Raw genomic sequence first — 26,101 nt, 5'->3', positions numbered from 1 at the left:
GGTTCGATGGATCATAGTGCGTTCCTCGTCCAATCGAGGTTCGTGAGACCAGAGTAGGGCGCGCTTACGAGCAGCGCCCGCTTTTTTGTCCGTATCGCGAAGGGCGGCCGGACAGATACAATCCATCCTGTTGTGTCGGAATCGCTTCGGGACCTTTTCCTTTTAGAACAGGACGTCGTCTTTCTCAATCACGGGTCATTCGGCGCTTGTCCGAAACCAGTCTTCGAAAAGTATCAGGAATGGCAATTGCGCCTTGAGCGGCAACCGGTCCATTTCTTCGCGCGTGTGCTGAGACCCGCGCTGGTCGAAACGCGATCCATTCTGGCGGAGTACCTTGGGGCGCGAACCGACTGCGTAGTTCCGGTGACCAACGCGACATTTGGCGTGAACGTCATCGCCAAATCGTTGAAGCTAGAGCCGGGCGACGAAATTCTCTCGAACGAGCACGAGTACGGCGCTTGCGTGCGAGCATGGCAAAGGGTGTGCGAGAAGACCGGGGCGGTGTACGTTTCGGCTCCTATTCCCGACCCAATCGAGTCGCTGGAGCACATCGCGGAGGCGATCTGGAGTCAGGTGACGGACCGCACAAAGGTGCTTTTCATCAGCCACATCACCTCGCCCTCGGGCATCGTGTTTCCAGCCGAAGAATTAGGACGACGGGCTCGCGAACGAGGGATTCTAGTCGTCGTCGACGGAGCTCATGCACCCAGCCAGGTTCCGCTCGACCTCGCGAACTTCCCGTGCGACTTCTATACGGGTAATTGTCATAAGTGGCTTTGCGCGCCCAAGGGAACCGGCTTTTTGTTCGCCCAGCCCGACAAGAAAGACCTCATTGAGCCGCTGGTGGTGAGCTGGGGCAATAACAATCCCGACGTACCCAAAGATCCGTACGTGGATGAGCTTCAGTTCTTTGGAACGCATGACCCATCGGCATTTCTGACCGTACCGGCTGCGATCGAGTTTCAAAAGGAGCACGACTGGGATTCGGTGCGGGCGAGGTGCCAGGAGATGGTTCGGTGGGTGAAGGACGAACTGGAAAGCTTGCCGAATGTGCGGCCGTGGTACCCAACCGACTCCTCGATGCAGAAACAAATGACTTCGGTGAAGCTCCCTGGTAAGGATGGAACGGAGGTCTACAAGTACCTGATGGACGAATACAAGATTGAGATTCCCTCGTTTACACTCAATGGAGAAACGGTCCTGCGCGTGTCGGTGCAGGGTTACACCACTCAGCGCGACCTGGAGACCCTGGTCGAAGCGGTCCGGCGGTTAGGCTAGGATTGCTTCGACCAAGGCGTCGGCGGACTGCCGAATGGGGTCGACGGTGGGCAGTCCGGTTTGTTGGCGAACGGCTTCAATTTCCTTCTGAGCCTGTTCGTCGTCCAAGTGCGAGGAATTGACAGCGATGGCGCGGACCATCGCCCGAGGGAAGGTGCCGCAGACCGTGGCCAAGTCCTCGTACAAGCGAATCAGTTCCGGTAACGGCGGAATCGGAATGTCGGCGATGCGCTTGAGGTGAGTTTGACCAGCGCGGGTGCAGAGGATCAGATCGGTCGGCATCGATCCCCGCAGGAGCGGGAGCGTCGCCGTTGAACCAGGGTGTACCAGTGAGCCCTGGCCCTCGACGATCACCCAATCGCGGTCGGCGTATTTCAGGGTTTCCTGCTCGATGGCACCAGAGGCGTAGTCCACGCGAACCGCATCCAGGGGGACGCCTGCGCCGGAGACGGTGATGCCGATTTGGCCAGTGGCGAGGAAGGCGGCGTCAATACCGCGCTGGATGGCGGCTTTTTGGAGTTCAAGACCGGCGGTCATCTTGCCGACGGCCATGTCGGTCCCCACCATTAAGATGCGACGATTGTTCAGGGTTCGGGCCGCACCCGAACCAGGCTTGAGGTTGGGCGGCTCCTGTCTGATATCCCACACCACTTGGCCGGAAGCCAAGTTGGGAAACTGCGGAGCTAGCGCCTCGTGCAGGCCGTTGAGGATGCTGAGGCCGTTGGCAACGGCTTGGGCGATGATCGGTCGCCACTCGGCAGGGATCAGTCCGCCGGGAGGGGCCGTGCCCAACACCAGCGCCTTTGCGCCGAGGGCGATGGCCTCGTCTAACGTCGCAACGACGGGCGCATTTCGCGGCGAGCCGACCACGTCGGTAACCGACTGGCCCGCATGGACAGAATCGATGACGCAGGCAACCGGGTTTGGCGAGTAGCGCAGGATACCGTAGCCCATCTTGCCGATATCCAAGCCCAGCGCGCCCTCCAGATAGATGGCGAGCGGCACCGACGGATCAATCATTCAGGGCGGCTCCGTGACCAGGCTTCTCGTTCGGGAGAACTAAACCATCGTGGATTTCGGCTCCGCTGGCGGGATCGGGATTCAGGTTCAGATGAGAGTCGAGGTCGATGTAGTCGAAGAGGGCGCTCATCGCCGCGCCGGCGGCGATGGCGATGCTGGATTCGCTCATACATCCGATCATGGTTTGCAGACCGTGAGCATGCGCGGTGGCCACGATGCGAAGGGCTTCGGTGACGCCGCCACATTTCATCAGCTTGAGGTTCACGCCATCCACATGGGCGGCCCACTTGGGGATATCGCTAGAGAACCGGCAAGATTCGTCCACAAAGATGGGCAGTTTGCGATGAGCAAAAACTTCGGGCAAGCCCGCCTCTTGGCCCTCGGCCAAGGGTTGTTCGACGTAATCCACTCCGCGCTCGGCGAGCCAAGCGATCATGTCGATCGCTTCGGCGACCGTCCAGCCGCCGTTGGCATCGACGCGGAGCTTCACTCCGAACGCGTCGGACGATTCCTTGGCGGCCATGAAGTGCTCTTTGTCATGATCTCGCCCTTCCGGCGAGCCGAGCTTGATCTTGAGGCACTTTGCACCGGTAGTTCGCAGGATGTCGGGCACTCGCTCACGAGTAACTTCGGGCGGATTGATGCCGATGGTCACGCTAGTGGGTACGGCCCGCTTGGGGAGTCCAAGCAGGCGGTAAAGGGGAAGGCCGCCCTGCTTGGCCAGCAGGTCCCAAAGCGCAATATCGAGCGCCGCCATCGCGGGCGGGTCGATCTCGGCGTCCTTCATCGCCTGCCAGAGATCAAAGGGCGACTCGGGAACGCCTTGGGAGGCGAAGAAGTCCTTCAACTGCGTCTGACCCCGTTCGGCGGTCCACGCTTTGCCGGTGGCGGGCGCATGCTCGCCAATGCCGGTGTGCGTGCCATCGGACAGGGTCACGAACAGGTTGTCGGAACTGGACATGGTTCCGCGGCTGATCGTCAACGGATAAAGCTTTTGAAGCGTTCGGATTTCGGAGTGAAAGTGAAGCGACATTCCCAAGCTTTATGCTACCGCTTCGGCGACTATTCGGTCGGCTTCCAGATGTCTCCGACGCGGCTGACCTGCCGGTCTTCCTGAAGTTCCGGTTTGGGTCCGAACGGGTGCCCACCGAAGCCGTGGCGCATCATGGCGATGGCCTTGGCCCAATCCTTCTTGTCGTCGCGGCTGGTGAAGAGCTGCATCACCGACTGGGCGATGACCGGCACGGGAACTTCCATTCGCATGGCGTCGCCGATAAGCCAGTTCACTTCGCCGGTGTCTTCGATGTAGCCAGGAACGGTGAGGCCCTTCTGCTCGTCGAACTGCTGTTTCATGAGGTCCATCAGCCAGGATCGGATGACGGAGCCGTTTTGCCAGCAGGTCAGGACGTCGGAGATCGGCAGTTCCTGGTCGAACTTTTCGAGGAGGTTCATGCCTTCGCCGATGGCTTGGAGCATGCCGAACTCAATGCCGTTGTGGACGAGTTTGACGAAGTGCCCGGAGCCGGGTCCGCCGCATCGCACGTAGCCACCGGGCTGTGCGAGGTCGAGCAGGATCGGCTCAAGTCGGTCGAGGGCGTCTTTGTGGCCGCCGACCATGAAGCAGGCACCAGTTCGAGCGCCTTCGACGCCGCCACTGGTCCCAAGATCGACAAAGTGAATGCCGGAATTTTTCAGGCGTTCGGCGCGGCGAATGGAGTCGCCCCAGTACGAATTTCCTCCGTCGACGATGATGTCGCCTTCACCCAAAACGGGCAAAAGTCGGTCGATCATTTTGTCGATCGCGGGTCCAGCGTGAATGTAGAGAAACACCACTCGAGGCGAGTTCAACTGGCTTAGATCGGCAAGGTCTTTCGAAAAGACAATGCCCCTTTCCACGACGTCCGGAAATGGCTCGTGGAGGTCGATTCCGACCACCTTATAACCCTTGCCGAGGGCCTGCCAAGCAAGGCCGCCGCCCATTCTTCCGAGTCCAACAACACCGAATTCGTCCATAAGTACTATTTTGCTTGTTTTCCACGGGTTTGAAACGCAAGCCTGAGCATTTTCGTTGATACGGGTACCCTATTCAAGCCGATTAGGTTCCCACACGAATGTTCGATTTCTTTCAGCACATCGACCGCCACCTGGTTGATCTCATCAACCGATACGGCATCTGGGTCTACGGAATCCTAGCGGGAGTGATCTTCCTCGAAACGGCAGTTGTCATCTTTCCCTTTCTGCCCGGCGACACCTTGCTGTTCGCGGTTGGCGTCATCGCGGCGGATGAAAAGAAGGGGCTCAATGTTCCCGCTCTATTCCTCCTTTTAAGCGGAGCGGCGGTGGGCGGAAACGTGATCAACTATTGGCTGGGACGATTCTTCGGCAAGCGGCTCTTCGCCAACCCCAAAGCCAAGTTTTTCTCACCTGGCAACTTGGCCAAAACGCACGAGTTTTTTGAAAACTACGGTGGCAAAGCGATCGTGATTACGCGATTCGTGCCAGTTGTTCGGGCGTTCGCCCCGTTCGTGGCGGGCATGGGTGCGATGGAGTTTCCCGCCTTCATGATCTACAACGTCATCGGTGGCGTGGCATGGGTGAGCGTTTGCATGTTTTCGGGCATGTTTTTGGGCGAAATCCAGTTTGTGAAAGAGCACTTCGAGATTGCGGTGTTCGCACTGGTCGCCATTTCGGTCCTGCCGATCATTATCGAGTACATCCTGCATCGGCGGCGCAAAAAGAAGGCGGCGCAGGTTCTGTCCATCGAGGTGACGGAAGTGACCGTCGTGGAAAGCTCCGACGAAGCGATCTAGTACGGATTGGCCAGCACTTTTTCGTAGACCTCGAGCAAGTGGCGCAAGTGGTTATCCATGTCGTGCGGTTGCTTCCAGTAGCTTTCGTATCCGGCGTGGCTGAAGGTCTGGATGACCTCGTCGTGCTCGCACTCCTTGATTCGTCTTACCAGCGCGTCTAAATTGCCCGACTCGAATACGGAGCCGTGGCGGTAACGATCAACGGCTTCGACGGCAGCGGTGGCGTTGGAAACGATGGCCGGGAGTCCGTTTGCGGCAGCCTCATCGACCACCATGCCCTGCGCTTCATACCACACCGACGGGAAGATGAGGGCTCGGGCTTTGGTCAGAAGTTGGCGGACCTCTTCGGGCTTTCGCCAACCGGCGAGTTCGGCCTCAGGACAAAGGGGGCGAATTTCGGTGGCTAGGGGGCCTGTGCCGATGAAAATGATCGGGACACCGGTTTCATGAGCCGCGCGAGCAGCGAGGAGCGGGCCCTTTTCAGGGCTAAAGCGGCCCACGAAGGCGTACGTCTGGTTCTTCTCGGCTTCGATTCGCGGACCTTTCTCGACCGAAATGGGATTCGGCACGAAGTAAGTCTTTGTCTGATCGTTCAGGTACGGGCGCAGAATCTCCTCGCTCATCTGGCTGACCACGATCAGGTGCCGGAGTTCGGCAGGAATGAGCGCTTTGTGGGTTTGGAGACGATGCCGGAGGCTGAACCAGGACTTCTTGACAATGGACGTGTTCGTGCAGTTCGCACGGAGGCACGGACCGGACATGCCTTTGCGCTCGCAGATCGTGTTGGTGCGGTGGTCGAAAAATCCCGCGATCGGGCAAGCGAGGCCGTAGTCGTGGGCGGTGAAGACGAGTGGGAAGCGGCGTCGAAGGACCTCGGGGATAAAGGAAAGCGTGGTGCCATCGCGCCAGCTATGGACGTGGACGATGGTGTCTTTGGGATCGTATTGGTCGAGGACTTTGGGGAATTCGGCTTCAACCTCTTTGTTCCACAGGCCGCCACCGACAGACTTCGAGAAGGGCTGGTCGGTGACTTTGCTCTGGTGAAGCAGGGACAGGTGCATGTTGGGCGCCTGCTTCAACATTTTGGCGGCTTCGCCGATGCAGGCGAAGACGTGGACGTTGTCAACGTGGCTGGTCAGCGCAACGGCCGATTCGAGGGCAACCTTTCCGGCGCCTCCATTCACCATTCCGTAGTCGTTGACGATGATAACGTTCATGCCCTATAGACCGATCCAACCGGCTGCGTCGCGGATGTCGCTAAACTGCCGCATGCCCGCGGGCAGGTTATCGAGAATCTGCTCACCATACCGCTTCGTCTGGAGCCGAGGGTCCAGCAAAGCGATAATCCCCTTATCATTTTCGGAACGAATGAGGCGACCCGCACCTTGCCGCATGATTATTTTTGCGTTTGGCAGAGTGTGGGTCTGAAACGGGTCCATGCCCTGCGAGGCCAAATATGCCATTCGGGCGATCTGTGACGGCTCGACAGGGACCTCGAACGGGATGCGAACGAGGGCGACAACGCTACACGTTTCTCCGGGAGCGTCGAAGCCAGTCCAGAACGAACGGAGGGCGAAGAGAGAGGCGAAGATATTGCGTTTGAACTGCTCGCCGACGTTGGCAACGCCGGTTCGGCCCTGCATGAGGATCGGGAAATCGTCGGGCACGCTCATGTAGGAGCGCACGCCCTCCATCTCTTTGCGCGAATGGAACAGGGCGAGAGTTCGCCCCTGGCAGGTCTCGATGATCTGGCTGAGTTCCCAGGCGATAGAGCGGTAATACAGTTGCTCGGCCTCGCCTTGGCGGCTCAACGTCGGGTCGGGGATCGTGCCTTTCTCGGGCATATAGAGAGCGCACTGGACCGAGTAGTCGAAGGGTGAAGGAAGCACTTCCTGGAACATCGGTTTGGTGCCGGTCACCCGCATGAAGTGGTCGAAATCGTTATCAACTTGGAGTGTGGCGGAGAGGCAGGCGTAGGGAACGCGGTCCCAAATCAGCCCTTTCAGCGGCTCCTGAAGGTCGATGAAATCGCGGCGGAGGATGACTTCCGACCTGGGGTTGCCGATGTAGCTGACGGCCGCACCCGAGGGGCGAGAGAGTTCGTGGGCACCGGCGGCGAAGTCGCGAACATAGCTGAGGTAGTTGCGCGAGGAATCGACGATGTTTTTGACTTCGGGGTGCTTGTTCTCGGTTCGGTACCGTTCGATGCGGAGCATCGCCTCGGTGGAGTAGCGGTCACAGGCGTTTCGGACCCGCTCGGCGATCGCCTCGACCTCTTCAAGGTGCTGTTTGGCGTGGGCGCGCTGGACCGCCGGATGTTCATCGATTTCGCTGGGCGTGACGGCGACGATGCCGCCCTGCTGAAGCTGGAGCCCTAGCGACGTGAGGTCGCGCTGGGCGATCTGGAGGTCATGGCGAAGGTCATCGCCTTTCTTACGCCAGTCGCGCTCGTCTTGCTGGGCTTGGGCGAGGGGCAAGACCAGGTTCTCCAAGCGGTTAGCGACGCCGTTGAGTGCGCCGAGTTTGGGTTGGCTGAGTTCGAATTCGAGGCCATTGATGGCGGCAGAGGGAAAGTCGTGGGCCTCGTCAAGAATAAGGAAGTCGTATTTGAAGAGCATCCCTTCACGTTCGGCTTCTGGGTCGGAACTGACGGCATCCTGAATGACCACGCTGTGGTTGGTGATGATGACCTTGGCCTTCTCCAGCTTTTTGCGGGCTTGGTAATAGAAGCAGTCGTCATAGGCTGGGCAGGCGCGAGCGGGGCAGACGGGCGGAACTTGGACCTGCGACCAGAGCTTGTTGATTTCGCGATCCGGCTTGCGAATGAGGCGTCGGAACTCGTTTTCCACGCCCTCTTGGGCACCACGGCGGAACTCATCGAGGTCGCGTGGCATGTGCTCGTCCATGCCCATCACGCAGACGTACCGCTGACGCCCAATGAGGAAGGCGGTTGGGACAATCTCGGTGAAGAGGCTGAGGGCGAGCGGGAGGTCCTTGCGCCAATATTGATCGGCGAGGACGTTGGTGTAGGTCGCGATGACGGTCCGCTTTTCGTTGGCGATCGCATTGGCGATAGCGGGAATGAGGGTCGCGAGCGACTTTCCGAGGCCGGTAGGCGCTTCGAAGAGACCGGTCGCTCCCTGCTCGATGAGATCGGAGAGCAGGAGCGACAGTTGAACCTGGTTTTCGCGGGTTTCGAAGCCCGAGCGTTGGGCCAGGCGGTCGAACGCCTGTTGCACCAATTCTTGGGCCGTCATGAAGCCATGTTACTGAATTTCGGCCATCAAACCGCCATCGCCTTCACGACGGTAACGATCATTTTGTTAGCCGACTCTTCGTCCTGGAGGGCGCTGATGCCGCCGGCGTCGACGCAGGCTGTCACCAGTTGGCCCCGCTTCTCGGCGGTGACATCCTGATCGACGATCTTGAGAATCTGCTCGACCACCTGCTCGGGCGACTCCGACTTGCGAATGCGGCGAAGCTTTCGGGCGAGGAAGCCGTCCGACGTGTGCTCGTCGCCCACGTGCTGAATCAGGTCGTTGGTGGTGAGCGGAAGCCCCTGCATCCACGGCTCGCGGGTGCGCCACTTCAGCCATGCCTTGACGATCTGCTGACGGGTCGGCAGGTTGGGTTCGTGGGCCAAGCCGACCTTGGTGAGGGTCTTGATGACGACCGCACCGGGATCAAACTGCCAGCCGAACACACCGTGCTGAGCCCAAAGCTCCGACTTGTGGTGGGTGTTGTGGCCACCCTCGCCGAGGGCAAGGATTTCGATGACGGCGTTATTGCGCGAGTTGTCTGGCACTTCGAACGGGACTTCGCCCCAGAGATGGCAGACCGAGTTGACGCAGAACGTGACCCAGTTGACAAAGCAAGCGCGGGCCAGCGACTCCCAGACGGAGATTCCGCCGAGGTAATAGGGAATGGCGAAGCTGAGGAAGAGGACCGACAGGTATACGAGCGGATGGCTCATGAACGTGACGACGGCATCCTGCTCGATGACCGCGATTACGTCCACGAAGCGCGCCCATCGCTTTTTGATGAGGGTCTCGGTGGAGACGACGATCTCGCCTTGCTCGTTACGGACTTCCCAGTGGTGGCGGTCTTCGTCGCGATAGCGGAAGGTCGCTGGATCAGGCGAGCGGGAGATAAGATCGGTTTTCCACTCTTCGATGGACATGCCCTTGGGGCGGCGCAGACTCGGCTCTCGGAATGCCCACATCACGAAGGAGTGCATGAAGCCGTTGAACTGCTCCATGAAGATCGCCCGCTTGGACTCTTCGAATACGTACGGCGTGTGCACGTCAGCGGTGGTTTCGCCGAAGGCGTGGTGCTTGCTGTGCTTCTTCATCCACTCACTGGGCGGACCCTGAATGGCCATGCTGCCCATGGCGAAGAAGATGCCCCGCATGACCGGGCTGGTTTTGAAACTGGGGTGGGTGCCAACGCGGTGGTAGCCGATAGTGATGCCGAATCCGGCGACCAGCCACATGCCGAAGAACCACACGAATTTCTCGTGGTGAATCGAGTACATGCCGATGAAGAACGGCAGGAGGGCGACGAAGAAGCCGACACGGTAGAGCGAGCGGATAACTCGGTGGTTGAGCGCCTTCTGCACCAGTTTCGGGTGCTTGGCTTTGAGCGGCTTGCTTCGCTCGGTGATCTCTTTGTACGAAGCCACCCAAGGATAGCGGCGGAACTTCGGACGGACCCACTTGATATGCGCGCCGACGAGGGCGATCAGGTAGGCCAGCCAGCCGATGGTCATGCCAAATTTGGGCAGATCTTGGAGCGAATGCCAGAGAACCACGAGTCCTCCGATCGGCGGCATGAGGATAAAGAAGGCAACGATCCCTTGTTCGAATCGTCGGTTTGAGGCGGTAGCGTTACTACTCACAGTTCGGTTAGCCTTTGGAAAAGGCCCCGTTACCTTTCCCAACCTGTCTTCTATTGTGACGGAGACGGGTTGTTCTTCGGGATACGGGGCCGCTTAGGAAATCGTTTCGCGTCCTTACAAACTAGTACGCGCGACGATGTTCTTTAGATGGTCCCTTCGGGGAACCAAAGCTGCAGTTCTCGAGCGGCGGCCTCGGGGTCGCTGCTGCTGTGGGTCAGGTTATCGTCGATGGTGAGCGCGAAATCGCCGCGGACGGTGCCAGGAGTGGCATCGAGCGGGTTGGTTGCACCCATCATGGCTCGGATAGCCTTGACTGCGTTGGTGCCGCTGACGGCGATGGCGACGATGGGGCCGCTGGTGAGATAGTCGCAGACGTCCTTGAAGAACGGTCGCTCCTTATGCTCGGCGTAGTGCTCTTCGACGGTGGCTCGGTCGGCATTGATGAGCTTCAGTCCTACGACTTTCAAGCTTCGGGCTTCGATTCTTCGGGTGATCTCGCCGATGAGGTTGCGAGACACGCCGCCAGGCTTGATCAGGACGAGTGTGGTTTCCATATTCGAAGGGTGAAGTTTACCTTTTGTGATTGGGTTGGCAGTTTTGAGTTGGGAGTTGGGATGGTGGGCTCTCGTGGGACCAAGCTCCCAGGACGATGGTCCCCTTCGTCGGATTCGCTATGGAGAAGGCGTCAGGAAGATTGGGCGGACTTTGGGCAACGCCCACGTCTGCCCTCAGGAGAAACCATGAAGAGAATGTTGATTACGCTCGCCCTGACGGCTTTGGCTGGGATTTCGAGCGCGCAGATCGTTCGGGTGGGCACTTACGAGGGCGATTCATTCATCTATTCGGTCGATGGGTCGAGCGAGACCGGCTATGTGAACGTCCAATGGAGCGGCTATTCGACTTCGACCGCCAACCCGGTCGGCTGGCGAGTGGTCGTGTGGGATACGACTTATTCCCAAGGACCGGTGGCGAGCGAGAGCTATCATGCGTCGGAACGCGGCGGCAATTACTCTAGAACCTTTTCGGTCACGCCGAACCATCCGATTCGAGTCGAACTGTACGCGGTGGGCGACCAGTATTCGTCGGGCAAGAACTTGTCGAGCACTGTAACGACGTCGATGTGGGTTCAGCCAACTTCGACGATGGTCGGCACCTCTTACGCCTCTCCGTCGACGATGCCGGTGCCCAACATGCCTAACGTGACGACGCCAGTGGCCTCACCGGATTATTCAGCCGACATGACTTTGTCGCCTTCGTACAATCCGCAGTGGTACTACCCCTATGTTGGCGGAGCCTACGCGATTTACCGACACCCGTAGGCTCACCCGTTAGCCCCAAAAGAGGCGCTATTGCCCTTAGCCTGGGGCGAAGCCCTAGGCGGGGTTCGCCCATCATTTGCGGCCTGAAGGGCCGAGCTAATCCCACACATATCGCTCGTCGATGTCGATTCCGTTCTCCTGCATTAGGCGGCGAAACTCATCTTTGAACGACTCTCCGTCATGATGAGAATCTTGGTTGGCGATGTAGGCGATGGCCCTATCCATCAAGGAATACGATACGCCAAACGCTCCGTAGCCGCGTTGCCACGAAAACTGCGCCCGGCTGCTCCCTTTTGTTTTCAGCCACTTCGAAGAAGCAACCTTGATGTCTTCCAACAAATCGGCGACGGATTGCGTTCGTGATAGCCCGAACAGGAGATGGACGTGGTCCTTGTGTCCACCGATCATGATCGGGACGTGCCCGTTTTTCTTGATCAACGTGGTTAGGAAGGCGAAGACCTCGGGCCGGATTTCTTCGTCGAGCCATGGCGTCCGGTCCTTGGTGCTGAAGACAACGTGGACAATGATCTGGGACAGAGATTGCGGCATCGCGATTTCATTTTGTATTAGCGCGGCCCTTCAGGCCGCTTTTCTACGTCGATCTTTTTCCTAGGGCGATGCCCAAGGCTAAGGGTAGTTTCGCCCCGTTGGGGCTTTTCGGATCACCGTCGAGACGAAATCAACCTACACAACACATTACTTCGCCTACGGATTCCAAACGGACCGTTGAAAAACATCATCCAACTCACTCCTGGCTTTGTTGGTGAACTTTCCATCTGCATATCCAACCACAAAGCGATTGCTGGAATGAATGGCGGGCAAATAGAAAACCCATGGCGGTCGGTCGTCACTGAACTCCTTTGCCCTTGCCCCCGAAAGTGAAAGGTTCCAAACTGCCTTCCTTGCCATGGACTCAAGTCGAGTCATCGTCGTACGTGGATGCCCGGAGTCACTGACCTTGGATGCTTCCTTGGCGAGAAAAGGCGAGAGGCAATCGAGCACCTCGTTAGAGTTTCGAAATGCTGGGTAGCAACCGTCATGGGTCAATGGATACTCCTTGAATACCTTCGCGAGTGCGTCCGCATCCATGTACTGATCACTGATGTCGTTGTATCTAGCATTCCCAATGAAAAGCCTGATGAAAGACCAAGAAATGAAGACACCAATTGCCATGATAATAAAGGCAACAATCGGGTTGATTCTGGACTTGACCATGACCCTCCCAGGCAAGACTTGCTCTTACTTCAGCTTATCTGGGTTCAATCCTTCTAACTCTGGCAGGACAAACAAGCCGTCCTTGCGGATCATCACATCATCGAACCAGATTTCGCCACCGCCATATTCGGGTCGCTGGATATTAACGATATCCCAGTGGATCGAGCTCACGTTGCCGTTGCCTCCGGGCGGGTCGTACGAGTTGCCGGGCGTGAAGTGGAAGCTCCCCGCGATCTTCTCGTCGAACAGCGTGTCCTTCATCGGGTGCAAAACGTACGGATTGAAGCCGATGGCGAACTCGCCAAAGTAGCGCGCGCCAGCGTCGGTGTCGAGAATCTTGTTCAGAAGTTCGGTGTTGGGCCCGGCTTCGGCGTCAACGATTTGACCATCCTTCATCGTCAGCTTGATGTCTTTGAACTCGGTGCCCTGATACAGCGAAACGGTGTTGTACTGCACCACGCCGTTAACGGAATCCTTGACCGGAGCGGAAAAGCACTCGCCGTCGGGGATATTCCGTCGGCCACTGCAAGCCACCGCGCCAACGCCTTTGATGCTAAACGAGCAGTCGGTGCCCGGACCGACTAGCCGCACTCGGTCCGTGCGCTCCATCAAGTCCTGGAGGGGCGCACTTGCCGTGGCCATCTTGGCGTAGTCCATCGTGCACACGTCAAAGTAGAACTTTTCGAACCCGGGCGTGCTCATGTTCGCCTGCTGGGCCATGCCGGGGCTGGGCCATCGGAGAGCGACCCATTTGGTGTTGGGAACTCGGACGCCAAAGACGACCGGCGTGGTGTATTCGCGCGACCATAGGTTCATGAGATCGCCGGAAACGTCGCTAAGTTCGGCGTAGTTGTCGGTCCCGCGCAGGGCGATGTAAGCCGTCATCTGCTCCATTTCGTACTTTTCGACGGTGGCAATTAATTGGGCGCTTTCGGTTGTGAGTCCGTGCAGAATTTGTCGCCGGACGAGGCTGCTCTCTAAGCGCACTGCGACTTTTGCACCCTTGCTTTGGGCGACGCGGACCACTTCGGCGACGGCCTCGTCGGGGATGTCGAAGGCGTGGACGAGGAGCGTGTCGCTCTCGTTCAGTTGGCAGGAGTGAGTGCAAAGCAGTTCGGCCAGCTTGGTAATTCGAGGATCCAGCATGTTTGTTGAACTCAATCTACCGCCAAAAACAAAAACGCCCTCCGATGGGAGGACGTTTTTTGTTGCAATTCGCTCGAAAAGCGATTACTTGTTGGCAGCGCCGGCGTTTGCATCCGGAGCCGAAGACGTAGCGCCCGCATCCGGAGCAGCCGAGGACGTACCACCAGCATCCGGAGTCGAGGACGTAGCGCCTGCATCAGACGACGTAGCCGAGGTCGAAGACGTGGCATCGCCGGCCGGCTTGGTGTCCGGAGTGGACGAGCTGGTAGCCGAAGGGCCGCCAGGCGTCGAGGTCGTGTTGCCTTCCTCAGACGAACCGCAACCGATCAGGGCAGCGCCGAAAATTGCGCTGATGACGAGAATCTTAAGGGTGTTTTTCATTTTTCCTCCTGTCTTTCGCAAATCGATGACGGCTCTTGACTTCGTCAAAGTTGCGAGGGTGTTGTACCCAAAAACATAGAACAGATGCTTGCTGCCGATGGTTTCAGGTTTTTTTACGACCCTAAATTCAAGGACGGAAGTTCGGATAAAGAAGCACGTATTTCCGTAATTTTCCACGACTTTTTGGGAATGATGAACCACTCTCGGTCATCCTCCTTCTTGAGGTAGATCTTGGCGTCGTGGATGGTGACTTCAGGCGTAAATCCACCAAATCCCATCTTCACTTTGGCATCGGATTCGATGGTGGCTTGGTCGCCAAAAATCTGCGGTTCGAGGGTCGTGAACTCAATATCCGGCTTCTGATTCTTCACGTAGTCGGCAATGTTTCGCCGCGATCCCGACGTCTCGTCGCCATTGAGCTTTAGGTCGAGACTGAGGAAATCGAGCACACCGCCCGGTTGCCCTTCGCGGCTGGCTTTCTGCGCTTCCTTGACGGCTTCGACGATCAAGGTTTTGTCGTCGGGCTGATTGAGAAAGCCCAAACCAACCCGTCCAACGACGAGCAGGAGTACTACGGTACCGGTGAAAGCGAGGATTTTCTTTCCGGAGGTCATCTTAACCTAAACTTACGTCAAACAGAGGCGCACTGCTACGACGTCTTTCTCGATTTGATCTTTCAGGTGGTCCAGCGACGTGAAATCGGCTTCGGGACGAAGGAATTTTTCGAGGCGGAGCCGGACGTGCTGACCATATAGGGAGTCGCCGGGGTAGTCGAGAAGATAGGCCTCGATCGTCCTGATCTTGCCGCCAACGGCGGGCCGAGTGCCGATAGCGAGGGCGGCCATGAACTTCTTGCCATCGACTAAGAACCAGGCGGCGTAAACGCCGTCGCACGGCATTACTTGGTCGAAACTGCGGGCGATGTTGGCGGTGGGGAAGCCGAGCGTGCGTCCGAGCTTTTGGCCATGCTCGACAAAGCCTTGGACCTCGAATCCGCGTCCCAGCAGTTGGTTCGCTTTGTCTAGTTCGCCCGTGCCGACGAACTCGCGGATGGCGCTGGAGCTAACCCGGATGCCGCCGACCTCGTACGGAGGGACGATGACGGTTTCGATGTGAGACTGGAGCCACTCAGTGTTACCTTCCCGACCGTTGCCCATGGCGAAGTCATGTCCGACCACCACCACCTCGGCTTTCAGTTTGTCGAGGAGGATCGATTGGAAGAACTCGTCGGCCGACATGCGGCTGAGCCAAGCGTTAAAGGGCAGTACGACGGTCAGCCCGACGCCATGCACCTGAAGCTGTTCGAGGTTCATCTTGAGCGACGCGATCGCCTTCGGCGCCTTCGACGGGTTGAGGATCACGGCCGGATGACGGTCGAAAGTCACCACGATGACCGGGATTTCCAGCTCTTTCGCCCGGGCAACGGCGGCTCCGATGACCTGCTGGTGGCCGACATGCACACCGTCGAACGTGCCGATACAGACCACGGCTTTGTCCCACTCGGGACGGAGAAGCTCGACGCCGAAATGAACCTGCATTAGACCGGTTGTCTCCTCCCAATCAGCAGAGCGAGAAGTCCCAAGAAGACGATCTGGACAGCCAGCACCGGGAGAAGGTTGCTCATTCGGCTCCATTCCATCGCAGGCAAGAGGGCGTCGGGCACACTGGTCGCTCCAGTTTCCTGGGTGGAGATTAGGAGGACGGCAAGGTAGCAGATCAGGCACCAGATCACAGGAACGGTGATAGGGACCGGGCTGGAAAGAATGGGCTTCGGCACCATGTTTCGACTACAACCCACGATGAGCACGGTCGCTCCAGTAGCAATGAGTGGCGGGGCGAGGGCGATCAGGATGCTCTCGTTGAACCCAAGACGGGCAATGAAGAGGGCCGTCCAAAGGACCGCGACGATGAGGCATAGGAAACCGGCGTTGCCGGCGACATACAGACGATCCTGGAACGGAACCGTTTGATTATTCTGGGAGGTCTTCGGGCCTGACGTCGGCTGCACCCCGGTTTTCCTCGGCGATTTGTTCGTAGATTTCTTTGCGGTGGACGGAGACGTCGCGAGGCGCTCGAATGCCGAGGCGAACCTGTTCGCCGCGCACTTCGAGCACCACAACCTCGACGTTGTCTCCAATGATGATCGTTTGGTTAACTTTCCTGGTGAGGACCAGCATCCGTCCGCCCTCCTTGGCATCCGGTCACTTCGAGCATTACGCAGCCGCTAATTTGGCACCATCTTGCGCGCCCGAGAAGATCGGATAACGAATAGTATACGCTTGATCTTCCAAAATCACTTGTTTTGCGTGACGAGTTTCCAAGTTTATGATGATGGGTGCGGCTAGGTTCGCGGTTGCTTCCTTGGGTTTACCGGCAGGAATGGTCGTGGTAACCAGGACCAAGTACTGAGTATCCGGGGTCAGCCGTAGCGCGAAAGCCTCCTCATCGCAAATCTCGGGAGAGTATTCGTCGACGAAAAAGTTGGGCATAGAAACGAGGAAAGCGAGCTTGGGCTCGTCGACCGACTGAAGCCATTTAAAGGGGCTTCCTTCCTTCGTATTAACGACGATGTAGTCTTGATAGGCGGTGAACCCGATCATCCCTTCCGAGAAATGGACGATGTCGTTTTCCGCGTAATCAATGTCTCCGAATCGAGTGCCGTAGAGATTCATAGTTATCATTAGCCTGAGATGTAGTCCATTAGGCTTAGCTTCGATCCTTGGCTAACCATCTGGAGAGCGGCTTGATAAGCCGTTTGGGCACTCTGATAATCCGTAATCGCCTGTGCCAAATCGACGTCTTCGATATCGGAGACGCCTTTTGTGAGTTCGTCGATGCGTCGCGAATGGTCCGACTGATAGTCGTCCAGCGTGCGAACGCGGTTGCCGATTTCGCCCCGTGCCATGTTGACCACTTGTAGGTCAGCCTGGACATCGGTGAGCGAGGTGTTGCTGAGCGTCGATGAGTCGTTGTTGTTCATTGCATCGATCATCGTCGTCAGGTGGTCGTAAGCCGATTGGAAGAACGTATCGGTCCCAGGAAGAGACAGATCCATCGTCTGCCCCGGGGCCGCTTCGACCTTCACTTTGCCGGTATCGCCGTTGTAGGCGATGGTATTGCCGTTCAGGGAGAACGGGGTTGTGGATGTGGCAGTGCCAGCGAAAATGTAGTTCCCGCTTCCGTCCTTGGCGTTGGCGAGCTGGAGCAGTCGATCGCGGATCGACGTGACTTCCGAAGCCATTGCCTGGCGCTCGGTCTGGCCGGTGGTCGCGGTTGCGCCACTGACGGCCAACGCGTTGGCGCGGTTCATCAGAGTGGTGACCTCCGACATGGTGTTCTCCGTGGTGGAGTACCAGTTGTTCGCCCGATCGAGGTTGGCAGAGTACTGGGTCAGCCCAGCCTTCACGCCTTTCATCGAGACGACCGAACCGAAGCCGGTCGGGTCATCGCCGAGAACGTTGATTCGCTTGCCGGTCGAGACCTTTTTCTGCGCGTCGTAGTACGCCTCGCCCGCTCGGGCGACTTGACTCTGCAACGTGCTGAACTGATAGAAGGTGCTAACTCGGTTCATGCTTGTCTCCTAGTATTAATATCGGTTCCTGGATTCCTTAACCTTTAGCGGTTCAACATATTCATCAGGTCACCCATGACCTGATCCATCGTGCTCAGGACCTTCGCCGAGGCCTGATAGCTTCGTTGGAACTTCAGCATGTCGGACATCTCGTCGTCGAGGTTGACGCCGCTGACATCCTGCACCTGCGCCTCCACCTGTTCGCTAAGCGCGTTAGCGGTATCGACGTTGTTCTGAGCGACGCTGACGTCGCGTCCCACCGTCGTGATGAGGCTGGTGTAGTAGTCGCCCATCGTCCGGTTGCCGAGGCCAGCGACCTTGGTGTCCCGCATATTCGAAAGAGCGAGGGCGGCGGAACCATCGGACGCGGCTGACGTGGTGCCCACGACGATGTTCTGCGGATTGGAATCGACCGCCGAAGAGAGCGCGAAGTCGATGGCGCCGGTTTGCGGCACCGAATCGTTGAAGAAGGCGACGCCAGTCGAACCATTGGCGGTATAGCCCGCCATGTGGACGGCATTCACCTGAGTTCGGAGCGTGTTGGCGAGGTTGTCCAACTGGCCCATATAGCCGTTAACCTGGTTGGTTGCGTCGAAAATGCCCTTCAGCTTGCCACCGCTGATCGGCCAGCTTCCCACCGAATCCGACACCGTTCCCGATGCGGCATCGAAGGTCGTAGGGAAGGTCTTGGCTCCCACTTGGTCCACGAGCGACAACCCGCCGACGGAAACCACGATCGCGCCATCGCTGGCGGTGTTGGTCGTGATGTTCACGAGCTTGGAGAGATCGGCGACGGCTTGGTCGCGTTCGTCCATCATGTCGTTGGGCGAACCGCCTCGGGCCAAGTCCTTGCGGATACCGGCATTGAGGTCGGCGATCTTGTTGGCCAGGTTCTGGATATCGCCGATGGTCTGGGACGCCTGCGTGCCTTGGTCGGTCGCCTGCGCCTTCAACTGACTGTACGTTGAGCTGATCTTACTGGCGAGGTCGCGACCGGCCGACTGGACAGCCAGAAGGTTACCGGCGTTCGTGGGATCCGACCCAAGGGCCGACCACGAATTGAAAAACGTGCTGAGCGAGTCGCTGATGCCGCTGCCCTGGACGTCCAAGAACATCGACTGAACCTTTTCAAGGTTGCCGAGCGAGCTTTCGGCCTGCCCCTGCTGGGAAAACGCGGTTTGGCGTCGCTGTTCCAGCATTGAGTCGCGAATGCGGGCAATCGTCGAAATGTTGACGCCGGTGCCGATGCTGTACTCGTGGCCACCGAACTCGGTTAGAGCCGGAGTCGCAGCAAGGCTGACCGTCTGCCGCGAATATCCCGTCGAGTTGACGTTGGCGATATTGTGGCCGGTCGTATCCAGACTGCGCTGGAATGCCCGAAGCGCTCGGCTTGCGGTTTCGATGCCTTGAAACGGACTAGACATTCTTCTCTCCTCTTATGCAGCGGCGTCGACCAACACCGACGTGGAACCAGACTTGCGACCTCGATACGGACCTTTGCCGATGACGGCGGCCTTAGCGATCAAGGTGAGCGTTCCATTGATGTAGGTCATTTCGCTCTCAAATAATTTTCGGTTTTTGTGCACCACATCCTGGATGTTTTGCGAGGCCGATAGGACTTTGTTCGCGGTGAGTTGGACTTGAGCCGCCTCGGTCTTATCGAGAACCGAGACCAGACCTCGAAGGCTCTGGAGCGGGGCTCCAAGCTCTTCGGCCAGCCTTTTTGCTTCAGCCAATGCCAGGGTGTCGACGGTTCGGATGCTTTCCATCAGCTCGTCGAGCTCCGGTTGCAGCTTCTCGACACGCGGTACGTCGCGGAGGGTCACCGCTACGGTCTGCTCATGCAGAGCCCGCAGCAGCGTCTCGGAGGTGGACAACCATTCGGTCCACAGATTGAGGAGTTGTCGGGATTTCATACTTTTTTCTCGATCGTTGATTCTTTCAGTCGTTGTTGGGCTTGAGCCAGGGCTACCGGCACAACCTTGTTGTAAATCGTCTTGCTGATGTTCAGCGTTCCGCGGGCGGCGAGCACGTCGGACAGGTTCGTTTCGAACATGTCCCGGTAGATATCGCCACCGGGCATTTTCGAACTGAACAGGCCATCCTTGCCACCCATGCTCTGGAGCAGGGATTTGAACATGAAGGCTTCCAGACCGTCGGTCGCCTTCTTCAGCTTCGTGAGGTCGTCTTTGGCTTCGGCGACGAGCGAACCCGCCTTGAGAGCCTGGAGGCTTCCGTTTATCACTGGATCACCAGCCTTGCCTTGAGGGCGCCCTGCTGACGCAGGATCTGAAGGATATTGATGATGTCGCTGGACTTGAGACGCAACTCTTGGAAGATGCGGGCCAGGTCGGCGACGGTCGTATTCGGAGCCATGACCGCAATGTCGGCTTCGCCTTGATCGGCCGAGACCTTCTGGTTCGTGACCGGCGTGGTCGTGCCCTGAGCGAACGGATTCGGCTGGGACACACTCGTCGATTCCTCGATCTTGACGCTGATGGAGCCGCTGGCGATGGCGACGGGAGCGATGCGGACGTTTCCGCCGATGGCGATCGCGCCGGTCTTTTCGTTAATGACGACCACGGCCGCATTGTCGACCAGGACGTTCAGCTCTTCCAGCTTGGACATCGCCTGAACCGGAGACATAGTGGTCGGGAGCGAAACGCCGATGGTGCCGCCGTTCTCCGCCATGGCGTTGAACTCGGGATACTTCTTGTTGATTTCGTCCTGAACTCGGTTAGCCGTCGTGAGGTCGGCATCCATCAGTTCGAGGTACATCTTGCCGCTGTAGACCAGTTTCGTCGGCGCGCCTTGCTCGACCACGCCGCCGCTGGGGACTCGGCCCGCGGTGAGGAAGCCAACCGACTTGCTGCTGCCACCCGACGAAGCGCCGTACCCACCGATGCTGATGGAGCCTTCGCCGATGGCGTAAACCGTTTCGTTGTCTCCGACGGCGTACAGCTCGGTGCGAAGGAGGAGTCCTCCCTGCAAGCTGAGCGCGTCACCAGCCGATGCGACCGTGAGGTCAAGTTCTTGGCCGTTCGTGGCGAACGGGGGAAGCTCGGCGCGGACAAATACGAGAGCGCAGTTCTTCGGTTCGATGAGCGTCGGATCGACGGATTGCCCCATCGACTTCATATAGTTGGCGATGGCCGCCGCACTCTGCGGGTTCTTTCGCGTGTCGCCAGTGCCCTTAAGGCCGACCACTACACCAATACCCATGAGGGAGTTGGAGCGGATGCCGCGGAACCGGGCGATGTCCTTAATGCGGACGCTGATGCCGTTGCTTTCGGCCTGTCGCATGTTGGACATGCGGCGGGACATCTCGTCCGTGATGCGTGTCGGCTTGGTGTCGCCGCCACCGGAAGGAGGTCCAGCCTGGGCAAAAACCATGCTCGCAGTCAGCAAAAGCGTTGCGATGGAAAGGAGTTTCATTTAGAACAACCACCCCAAGAGCTTCGAGATGAAGCCTTGTCGCTGCTTCTTGTAGATCGCTCCGATGCCTTCACTCTTGATTTCGGCATTGGCGAGGTTCTCGCTGAGAAGCGTATTGTCCGTTCGGATGTCATCAACTCGGCAGATGCCGCTGAGGGTTAGATGCTGAGTCTCGCGACCGAACTTCACGGCTCGGGTCCCTTCGACCACCAGCGTGCCGTTCGGAAGAATCTGCTTGATGAGGACGGAAACCTTGGCCGTCATGGTGCCGCGTTGAGAGTTCTGCCCCGTGGTTTGGAACTGTTGATCCGTGCTGGAGCTGGAACTGCCGGTCAGCGACGAAAGCAGGCCAACCTTCAGCCAATCGACGAGCGGAACGCTGTTCGGGCCGTTGGTGACGGTCTCCTTCTTGTTGTTCTGCATGTTCGACTGGTACGAGGAGATGTTCGACTCGCTGATGATGACCGTCAGCGGATCGCCCACGTGCCGGGCGGTTCGAGCCAGGAACGGCGAGTTGTACCTCTTCGGCGTCAGAGAGCCGAAGTTGTCCTGCGAATCTACCTGCTGGCCGAAGGCCACCGAAGTCAGTGCGAGGGCGAAGATGGACGTCAGTTTCATAGTTTCACCTCCACGATTCCGGAGCCGATGAGGGTGCCGGTGTGGGTCGTGCCGTTGTCGGTTTCGACGGTTATGCTCTGGCCGAGATAGCCGTTGGTCGTCGCCTTGGCGTTGACCTCGACGGTGGCAAAATTGGAGATCAGGCGAAGGCGAACCACATCGCCGCGCTTGACCATCGAAAGGGCGGGCAGGTCGTAGCCGATGCGGACGGTGCCTGCGGACTTGCCATCCACGAGGACATCGACCATACCGCTAATTTCGGTGTTGTTCAGGTTAAGCTGGGAGACGCTAATCGTCACCTCTCCATCGGGAACGCTGAGGGTCGTCAGCCGATTCTTCTCTTGAAGCTGGGTCTCGAAGCCGAACTTCACCTTGATCGCCTTGGCGACGGCATCGGAGATCGCAGTCGGCTCGACCTTTTGGCTCTTGCGCTCGACCGTTGCACCTTCGGGGCAGATGATCTTGATGTTTCGGGTATCGATCTTGGCGGCCAAAATGTTGGCCCGGACGTGCAGGACGGTGAGGCCCCGCTTTGCGCCGTAGATCGGGGCTCGACCAAAGTCGACCACGCTCAGCTTCTCTTTGACTTCCGGGTCGCCTTCGATCGTGGCGATATCGCCGAGCAAGATGTGCTCGGACGTGATCTCCGAGTGAAGATTGACCTTGATCTCGGTCGTTCCCGGCACAAACTTTTCGCTCGCGGAGTTGTTACCAGCCGTTTTCGGCGTGGTCGTCGTCGTGCTTCCCTCGGTCGTCTTGGTGTCGATCGGAGCCGTTGTTGCGGTGCCGTTCGTTCGGATCACACCGGCGATCCATTCACCCGGGCTGGTCAGCGTCGGGCGGGAGTCGGTGGTCACGTAGTTGCCCACGTGATTGAACTTCGGCGGGGTTTCGAAAATGGCGATGACAAAGCGGCCGAGGTGCTTGCTTCCGTTAGCCAGAACCGCGGTGATGTTGCCGTCCATGCTGACTTCCAGCTTGGTCGTGCCTTCCGGCGCCACCAGGCGGGGCACCAATAAGGAGCCATCTTTGGCCATGAGGCCCTGCGGCGTGGCCGAAAGCTGGGCCACGCGGCCGTAAAACATCTGATTGTCTTTGGCGAAGCGGAAGAAGCCGTCGCCTTCGATTCGAACGGTGACAGTGGGGACCGTTCCCCCAACCATGAGTGCGAGAATGCTACCGATCATGGCTTACCTCTTCAGCGTGTTCAGAATCGACAGCATGTCGTCTGAGGTCTGGATGGCTTTCGAGTTGATCTCATAGGCGCGTTGCGCAGTGATCATTCGAACCATCTCTTCGACAACCGAAACGTTGGATCCTTCCAGATACCCGGCGGAGACCGTACCCGCTCCATCGGTGCCGGGGGCAATGAGGTTTGGCGCGCCGCTGGCCGCACTCTCCACCCACAGGTTCTCGCCAGCTCGGGTGAGACCGGCGGGGTTGGCGAACATCGCCAAAGTAATCTGATCGAGCCGTGTCGGCGTCGAGTTGCCCGGAATCATGGCCTCGACCGTGCCGTCCTGACCAATATTCACCTGAGTCGCTCCCTCGGGAATCGTGATCTGGGGGACGAGCGGGTAGCCGTTGCTGTTTACCAGCAGACCGGTCGCGTCCTTCTTGAAACTGCCATCGCGGGTGTATCCGAAACTGCCGTCCGGCTTGAGCACGCGGAAGTAACCTTCGCCGACGATCATGAGGTCGAGCGGGTTACCGGTGCTGAGGGATGCGCCCTGCGAGAGGTCGTTGGCGGTGGCGGAAACCATCGAACCAAGACCGAACTGAACGCCACCCGGCGTTTTGAAGTTCTGACCGACCGAGGTACCAGCGGATTGAACCGTCTGATACACCAAGTCGTGAAACTCGGCCCGCTGGTGTTTGAAACCAGTCGTGTTGACGTTCGCGAGGTTGTTCGAGATAACGTCCAGGTTAAATTGTTGCGCAACCATTCCGGTTGCCGAAGTATTGAGCGATCTTAACATGGCGGCTTTTCATGGTTTGCCTTCCTGTGCTGATTCATAGCCTCGCATCCTGCTTGGCCGGTCGGGTCCCGATGTGGGATTAGTGTCGATTCAAGATTTCGAAGAGCTTTCCGGTCATGTCGTCCTGGGTTTGGATCGACCGCTGAGATTCTTCAAAGGAGCGCTGGACCTTGATGAGGTCCACCATCGCCTGGATGGGCTCGACGTTGCTGGCTTCCAGCGAGTTAGTTGCGAGCTCCGGGTTTGCGACCGGCTGAGGGGTCTGCGTGCCGGCAGTCCAGAGATTGAGTCCAGCCTTTGCAAAGTCGGATTCGTAGATGCCGATCTGGGCCACGACGTTATCGCCCTGGTGAACCAGGCCCTGCTCGTCGATCATCACCTTGCCCTTGCCGGTGATCGTGATCGGGGAGCCTTTGGTGTCCAGAACCGGAAGGCCCTGGTTGGTGACCAAGTGGCCAGCGGAGTCGAGGCTGAACGAGCCGTTGCGGGTGTAGTAGGTTTGGCCGTTCATCTGAACCGCAAACATGCCCTGCGGCGTGCGGAGAGCCACATCGAGCGCATTGCCCGTCGTGCGGATCGTGCCGACGCTTCGGTCGATGGAGTTGGCGGTTGCGGCGGGGCCGTTGCCGATGCTTCCGAGATAGACGCCCTTTCCGCCGTTGGCGTAAAGGTTCTTCATCATGACGTCGGTAAACGCCAGCGTGTCGGCCTTGTATCCGTCGGTTCCAGAGTTGGCAAGGTTGTTGGAAATCACGTCCATCCACTGCGTGGTGGTCATCATTCCCCGTGCCCCGGTGTAGATTCCTCGGTTCATCCCGTAATAGGAATCGGCAGGTATTTATTCCTGGTTAGGGCTGGAACTTTGCAATCTACTTTAGGTTTCGCAAATTCGTTGCTGACTCTTTACTTGAGCTTAGGCTTGCTGAATCGATCTTGTCTCGCTTCGCTTCCTCAATCGAAACGACCCGAAACTTGAGAGTCTTTGGGTCGAGGGTTTGGTATTGCCGTACCCGCAGGAAGCTAGGGCCGCTCTGGTAATTCATTTGTTCAAAGACGACGCCATGATCCTGAGTGACCCAAAACCAATCTTCATGCGCAAAGCTGGTCTCCAGTCGCTTCACCTGTCCAGTTTGGGAAACAACATAAGCCTGGGGGACCCGGCTCGGTATTGCCACGACGAGAAAGTCGCTTTTGCGAGCGATGATAGCCCCCTTTTCGCTGTCGCCACACTCGGGAGCCAACGTTACTTCCCGCCCATTTGGACCGGGCAAATGGAGGACCAGACTACGGTCAAGGCCCTCATCACCTAACTCGCGGAGAAGCAACTTGGCCTTTCCATTTCTCGTTGAGGCCGTAGCCAGCATGATCGGCTCCGAAGCTGTTTCGATGCTATGGGGCAGTGCGAGGCATAACAAAGCGACCACAACAATGTCATTGTACGGACTTTCTATTCAATCTCGCCGAACTTACGCACTTTGTCGTAATACGGCTCCATACCCCGCAGCGCGTTGATGCGCGCCTCGGTGGATGGATGGGTGCGGAAGAGGTCGGCCCGCTCCTCCATCAGCTTGAGGGGATTCACGATGTACATATGCTGGGTGGCGCGGTTGGCGGCCTCCAGCGGATCGGGGTCGTTGGAAATCTTTTGGAGGGCGCTGATGAGCCCTTCGGGGTAGCGGGTCATCTCCGCCGCGCTGGCGTCGGCGAGGAACTCGCGCTTGCGGCTCACCGCCATTTCGAGCATCCAACCCGCGATGGGCGAGATGATGGCGAGGATGATACCGACGATGAGAAATACGATGGCGAGCGGATTGTTGTTGTCGTTATCGTTGTCGCTCGATCTCGATCGTCCGCCCCAGAAACCCCAGCGAAGTTGGGTTTGGAGGAAATCCGCCAGCAAGGCGATCATCCCGGCCAGGATTGAGACCATCGTCATGTACCGGACATCGTAGTTGCGGATGTGCGAAAGTTCATGGGCCATGACGCCCTGAAGCTCTTCGCGATTGAGCTTGGAGAGCAGACCGGTGGTCACGCAGACGATGCCCTTCTCCGGCGACATGCCGGTCGCGAACGCGTTGGGCGAACTGTCGTTGATCACATAGATCTTGGGCATGGGAAGGCCGGAGGCAATCGCCATCTCTTCGACGACGTTACGGAGCATCTGGTCCTCCTGCGCCGTCGCCTCGCGGGTGTTGGAAATGCCGAGGATGATGCCCGGACCCCACGACCGAGCGACGAAGGCCACGAAAAGGGCGATGCCAAACGCACCGCCCGCTCCGTAGTACCAATATCGCGGGTGCCAGATGCCGACGATGCAGGTGCCGAGCGCGGTGATCAGAGCGAGCATCACGCAAACCAGTACTAGACTGCCTCGCTTGTTCGCGTCGATCTGTTCCCGAAGGGTCTTTCGCATCTCCAGACTAAAGGTTACG

The 26,101-nt window shown here is 58.2% G+C and carries 30 protein-coding genes; 3 read left to right on the top strand and 27 right to left on the bottom strand.

Going from position 1 to position 26,101, the window contains the following annotated elements:
* Positions 1 to 93 precede the first annotated feature (93 nt).
* Positions 94 to 1,278 carry an aminotransferase class V-fold PLP-dependent enzyme gene (locus tag GC165_01845; GenBank protein MBI1331603.1) on the top strand — a complete coding sequence of 395 codons (1,185 nt, stop codon included), beginning with the start codon at positions 94 to 96 and terminating at the stop codon, positions 1,276 to 1,278.
* Here GC165_01845 and GC165_01840 read toward each other — a convergent pair.
* Genes GC165_01840 through GC165_01830 form a run of 3 tightly spaced genes read right to left on the bottom strand, consistent with a single transcriptional unit; the run spans position 1,270 to position 4,311 of the window.
* A complete protein-coding gene (locus tag GC165_01840; protein MBI1331602.1) occupies positions 1,270 to 2,298 on the bottom strand; it encodes a DUF1611 domain-containing protein in 1,029 nt (342 codons plus the stop codon). The two genes, GC165_01845 and GC165_01840, sit on opposite strands and share 9 nt — an antisense overlap.
* Positions 2,291 to 3,331 carry a dipeptide epimerase gene (locus GC165_01835; GenBank protein ID MBI1331601.1) on the bottom strand — a complete coding sequence of 347 codons (1,041 nt, stop codon included), beginning with the start codon at positions 3,329 to 3,331 and terminating at the stop codon, positions 2,291 to 2,293. The genes GC165_01840 and GC165_01835 overlap by 8 nt, the downstream gene beginning before the upstream one ends.
* Positions 3,332 to 3,360: 29 nt before the next feature.
* Entirely contained in the window at positions 3,361 to 4,311 is a 951-nt protein-coding gene (locus GC165_01830; protein MBI1331600.1) for an NADP-dependent phosphogluconate dehydrogenase, read from the bottom strand.
* Between the two features lie 98 nt (positions 4,312 to 4,409).
* Here GC165_01830 and GC165_01825 point away from each other — a divergent pair, with 98 nt between their 5' ends.
* Positions 4,410 to 5,108: a hypothetical protein gene (locus tag GC165_01825; GenBank protein ID MBI1331599.1), complete on the top strand. Its 699-nt coding sequence runs from the start codon at positions 4,410 to 4,412 to the stop codon at positions 5,106 to 5,108.
* Here the strand turns inward: GC165_01825 and GC165_01820 are convergent.
* From GC165_01820 to GC165_01805, 4 genes are all read right to left on the bottom strand, one after another.
* The gene (locus GC165_01820) at positions 5,105 to 6,325 is read right to left on the bottom strand and encodes a glycosyltransferase (GenBank protein ID MBI1331598.1); all 1,221 of its coding nucleotides are present in this window, start codon (positions 6,323 to 6,325) and stop codon (positions 5,105 to 5,107) included. The two genes, GC165_01825 and GC165_01820, sit on opposite strands and share 4 nt — an antisense overlap.
* A 3-nt stretch (positions 6,326 to 6,328) precedes the next feature.
* Positions 6,329 to 8,365 carry a hypothetical protein gene (locus tag GC165_01815; GenBank protein ID MBI1331597.1) on the bottom strand — a complete coding sequence of 679 codons (2,037 nt, stop codon included), beginning with the start codon at positions 8,363 to 8,365 and terminating at the stop codon, positions 6,329 to 6,331.
* Between the two features lie 26 nt (positions 8,366 to 8,391).
* Complete coding sequence (locus GC165_01810) at positions 8,392 to 10,005, bottom strand: hypothetical protein (protein ID MBI1331596.1); 1,614 nt, start codon at positions 10,003 to 10,005, stop codon at positions 8,392 to 8,394.
* Between the two features lie 143 nt (positions 10,006 to 10,148).
* Positions 10,149 to 10,559: a nucleoside-diphosphate kinase gene (locus GC165_01805; GenBank protein MBI1331595.1), complete on the bottom strand. Its 411-nt coding sequence runs from the start codon at positions 10,557 to 10,559 to the stop codon at positions 10,149 to 10,151.
* Between the two features lie 186 nt (positions 10,560 to 10,745).
* Here GC165_01805 and GC165_01800 point away from each other — a divergent pair, with 186 nt between their 5' ends.
* The gene (locus tag GC165_01800; GenBank protein MBI1331594.1) at positions 10,746 to 11,324 is read left to right on the top strand and encodes a hypothetical protein; all 579 of its coding nucleotides are present in this window, start codon (positions 10,746 to 10,748) and stop codon (positions 11,322 to 11,324) included.
* Between the two features lie 96 nt (positions 11,325 to 11,420).
* On the opposite strand, the gene GC165_01795 is transcribed toward GC165_01800, so the two are convergent.
* The 20 genes from GC165_01795 to GC165_01700 all read right to left on the bottom strand — a co-directional run bounded on the left by GC165_01795 (position 11,421) and on the right by GC165_01700 (position 26,082).
* Positions 11,421 to 11,873: a transposase gene (locus GC165_01795; GenBank protein MBI1331593.1), complete on the bottom strand. Its 453-nt coding sequence runs from the start codon at positions 11,871 to 11,873 to the stop codon at positions 11,421 to 11,423.
* Between the two features lie 156 nt (positions 11,874 to 12,029).
* On the bottom strand, positions 12,030 to 12,539 hold the full coding sequence (locus GC165_01790; GenBank protein MBI1331592.1) for a hypothetical protein: 510 nt from the start codon (positions 12,537 to 12,539) through the stop codon (positions 12,030 to 12,032).
* Positions 12,540 to 12,563: 24 nt separating this feature from the next.
* Positions 12,564 to 13,685 carry an aminopeptidase gene (locus tag GC165_01785; GenBank protein ID MBI1331591.1) on the bottom strand — a complete coding sequence of 374 codons (1,122 nt, stop codon included), beginning with the start codon at positions 13,683 to 13,685 and terminating at the stop codon, positions 12,564 to 12,566.
* Between the two features lie 84 nt (positions 13,686 to 13,769).
* Positions 13,770 to 14,066 (bottom strand): hypothetical protein, encoded by a 297-nt coding sequence (locus tag GC165_01780; GenBank protein MBI1331590.1) that lies wholly within the window; start codon positions 14,064 to 14,066, stop codon positions 13,770 to 13,772.
* A 113-nt stretch (positions 14,067 to 14,179) separates the two neighbouring features.
* Positions 14,180 to 14,680 carry a hypothetical protein gene (locus GC165_01775; protein ID MBI1331589.1) on the bottom strand — a complete coding sequence of 167 codons (501 nt, stop codon included), beginning with the start codon at positions 14,678 to 14,680 and terminating at the stop codon, positions 14,180 to 14,182.
* A 12-nt stretch (positions 14,681 to 14,692) separates the two neighbouring features.
* Positions 14,693 to 15,700, bottom strand: a complete 1,008-nt coding sequence (locus GC165_01770; protein ID MBI1331588.1) for a bifunctional riboflavin kinase/FAD synthetase — start codon at positions 15,698 to 15,700, stop codon at positions 14,693 to 14,695.
* Complete coding sequence (locus tag GC165_01765) at positions 15,604 to 16,074, bottom strand: hypothetical protein (GenBank protein ID MBI1331587.1); 471 nt, start codon at positions 16,072 to 16,074, stop codon at positions 15,604 to 15,606. Before GC165_01765 ends, GC165_01770 begins: the two co-directional genes overlap by 97 nt.
* Positions 16,037 to 16,243, bottom strand: a complete 207-nt coding sequence (gene csrA / locus GC165_01760) for a carbon storage regulator CsrA (protein ID MBI1331586.1) — start codon at positions 16,241 to 16,243, stop codon at positions 16,037 to 16,039. The genes GC165_01765 and csrA overlap by 38 nt, the downstream gene beginning before the upstream one ends.
* 36 nt (positions 16,244 to 16,279) lie before the next feature.
* Positions 16,280 to 16,747 carry a flagellar assembly protein FliW gene (locus GC165_01755; GenBank protein ID MBI1331585.1) on the bottom strand — a complete coding sequence of 156 codons (468 nt, stop codon included), beginning with the start codon at positions 16,745 to 16,747 and terminating at the stop codon, positions 16,280 to 16,282.
* Entirely contained in the window at positions 16,747 to 17,637 is an 891-nt protein-coding gene (gene flgL / locus GC165_01750) for a flagellar hook-associated protein 3 (protein MBI1331584.1), read from the bottom strand. The genes GC165_01755 and flgL overlap by 1 nt, the downstream gene beginning before the upstream one ends.
* A gap of 44 nt (positions 17,638 to 17,681) precedes the next feature.
* Positions 17,682 to 19,061 (bottom strand): flagellar hook-associated protein FlgK, encoded by a 1,380-nt coding sequence (flgK, locus tag GC165_01745; GenBank protein MBI1331583.1) that lies wholly within the window; start codon positions 19,059 to 19,061, stop codon positions 17,682 to 17,684.
* Positions 19,062 to 19,073: 12 nt separating this feature from the next.
* Positions 19,074 to 19,553, bottom strand: coding sequence for a hypothetical protein (locus GC165_01740; GenBank protein MBI1331582.1), 480 nt, complete (start codon positions 19,551 to 19,553; stop codon positions 19,074 to 19,076).
* Positions 19,550 to 19,882, bottom strand: coding sequence for a hypothetical protein (locus GC165_01735; protein MBI1331581.1), 333 nt, complete (start codon positions 19,880 to 19,882; stop codon positions 19,550 to 19,552). The genes GC165_01740 and GC165_01735 overlap by 4 nt, the downstream gene beginning before the upstream one ends.
* Positions 19,879 to 21,072 carry a flagellar basal body P-ring protein FlgI gene (gene flgI / locus GC165_01730; GenBank protein MBI1331580.1) on the bottom strand — a complete coding sequence of 398 codons (1,194 nt, stop codon included), beginning with the start codon at positions 21,070 to 21,072 and terminating at the stop codon, positions 19,879 to 19,881. Before flgI ends, GC165_01735 begins: the two co-directional genes overlap by 4 nt.
* Positions 21,073 to 21,690: a hypothetical protein gene (locus tag GC165_01725; GenBank protein MBI1331579.1), complete on the bottom strand. Its 618-nt coding sequence runs from the start codon at positions 21,688 to 21,690 to the stop codon at positions 21,073 to 21,075. It abuts the gene before it with no gap.
* Positions 21,687 to 22,877, bottom strand: a complete 1,191-nt coding sequence (locus tag GC165_01720) for a hypothetical protein (GenBank protein MBI1331578.1) — start codon at positions 22,875 to 22,877, stop codon at positions 21,687 to 21,689. Before GC165_01720 ends, GC165_01725 begins: the two co-directional genes overlap by 4 nt.
* Positions 22,878 to 22,880: 3 nt before the next feature.
* Positions 22,881 to 23,669 carry a flagellar basal-body rod protein FlgG gene (gene flgG / locus GC165_01715; protein MBI1331577.1) on the bottom strand — a complete coding sequence of 263 codons (789 nt, stop codon included), beginning with the start codon at positions 23,667 to 23,669 and terminating at the stop codon, positions 22,881 to 22,883.
* A gap of 79 nt (positions 23,670 to 23,748) precedes the next feature.
* A complete protein-coding gene (locus tag GC165_01710) occupies positions 23,749 to 24,483 on the bottom strand; it encodes a flagellar hook-basal body complex protein (protein MBI1331576.1) in 735 nt (244 codons plus the stop codon).
* A 55-nt stretch (positions 24,484 to 24,538) separates the two neighbouring features.
* On the bottom strand, positions 24,539 to 25,093 hold the full coding sequence (locus GC165_01705; protein ID MBI1331575.1) for a hypothetical protein: 555 nt from the start codon (positions 25,091 to 25,093) through the stop codon (positions 24,539 to 24,541).
* A 23-nt stretch (positions 25,094 to 25,116) separates the two neighbouring features.
* Positions 25,117 to 26,082 (bottom strand): M48 family metalloprotease, encoded by a 966-nt coding sequence (locus tag GC165_01700; GenBank protein ID MBI1331574.1) that lies wholly within the window; start codon positions 26,080 to 26,082, stop codon positions 25,117 to 25,119.
* Positions 26,083 to 26,101: the final 19 nt, after the last annotated feature.

The sequence above is a fragment of the Armatimonadota bacterium genome (assembly GCA_016125185.1).
Taxonomy (GTDB): Bacteria; Armatimonadota; Fimbriimonadia; order Fimbriimonadales; family Fimbriimonadaceae; genus Fimbriimonas.
This window is presented reverse-complemented; position numbering and strand designations above follow the sequence as displayed.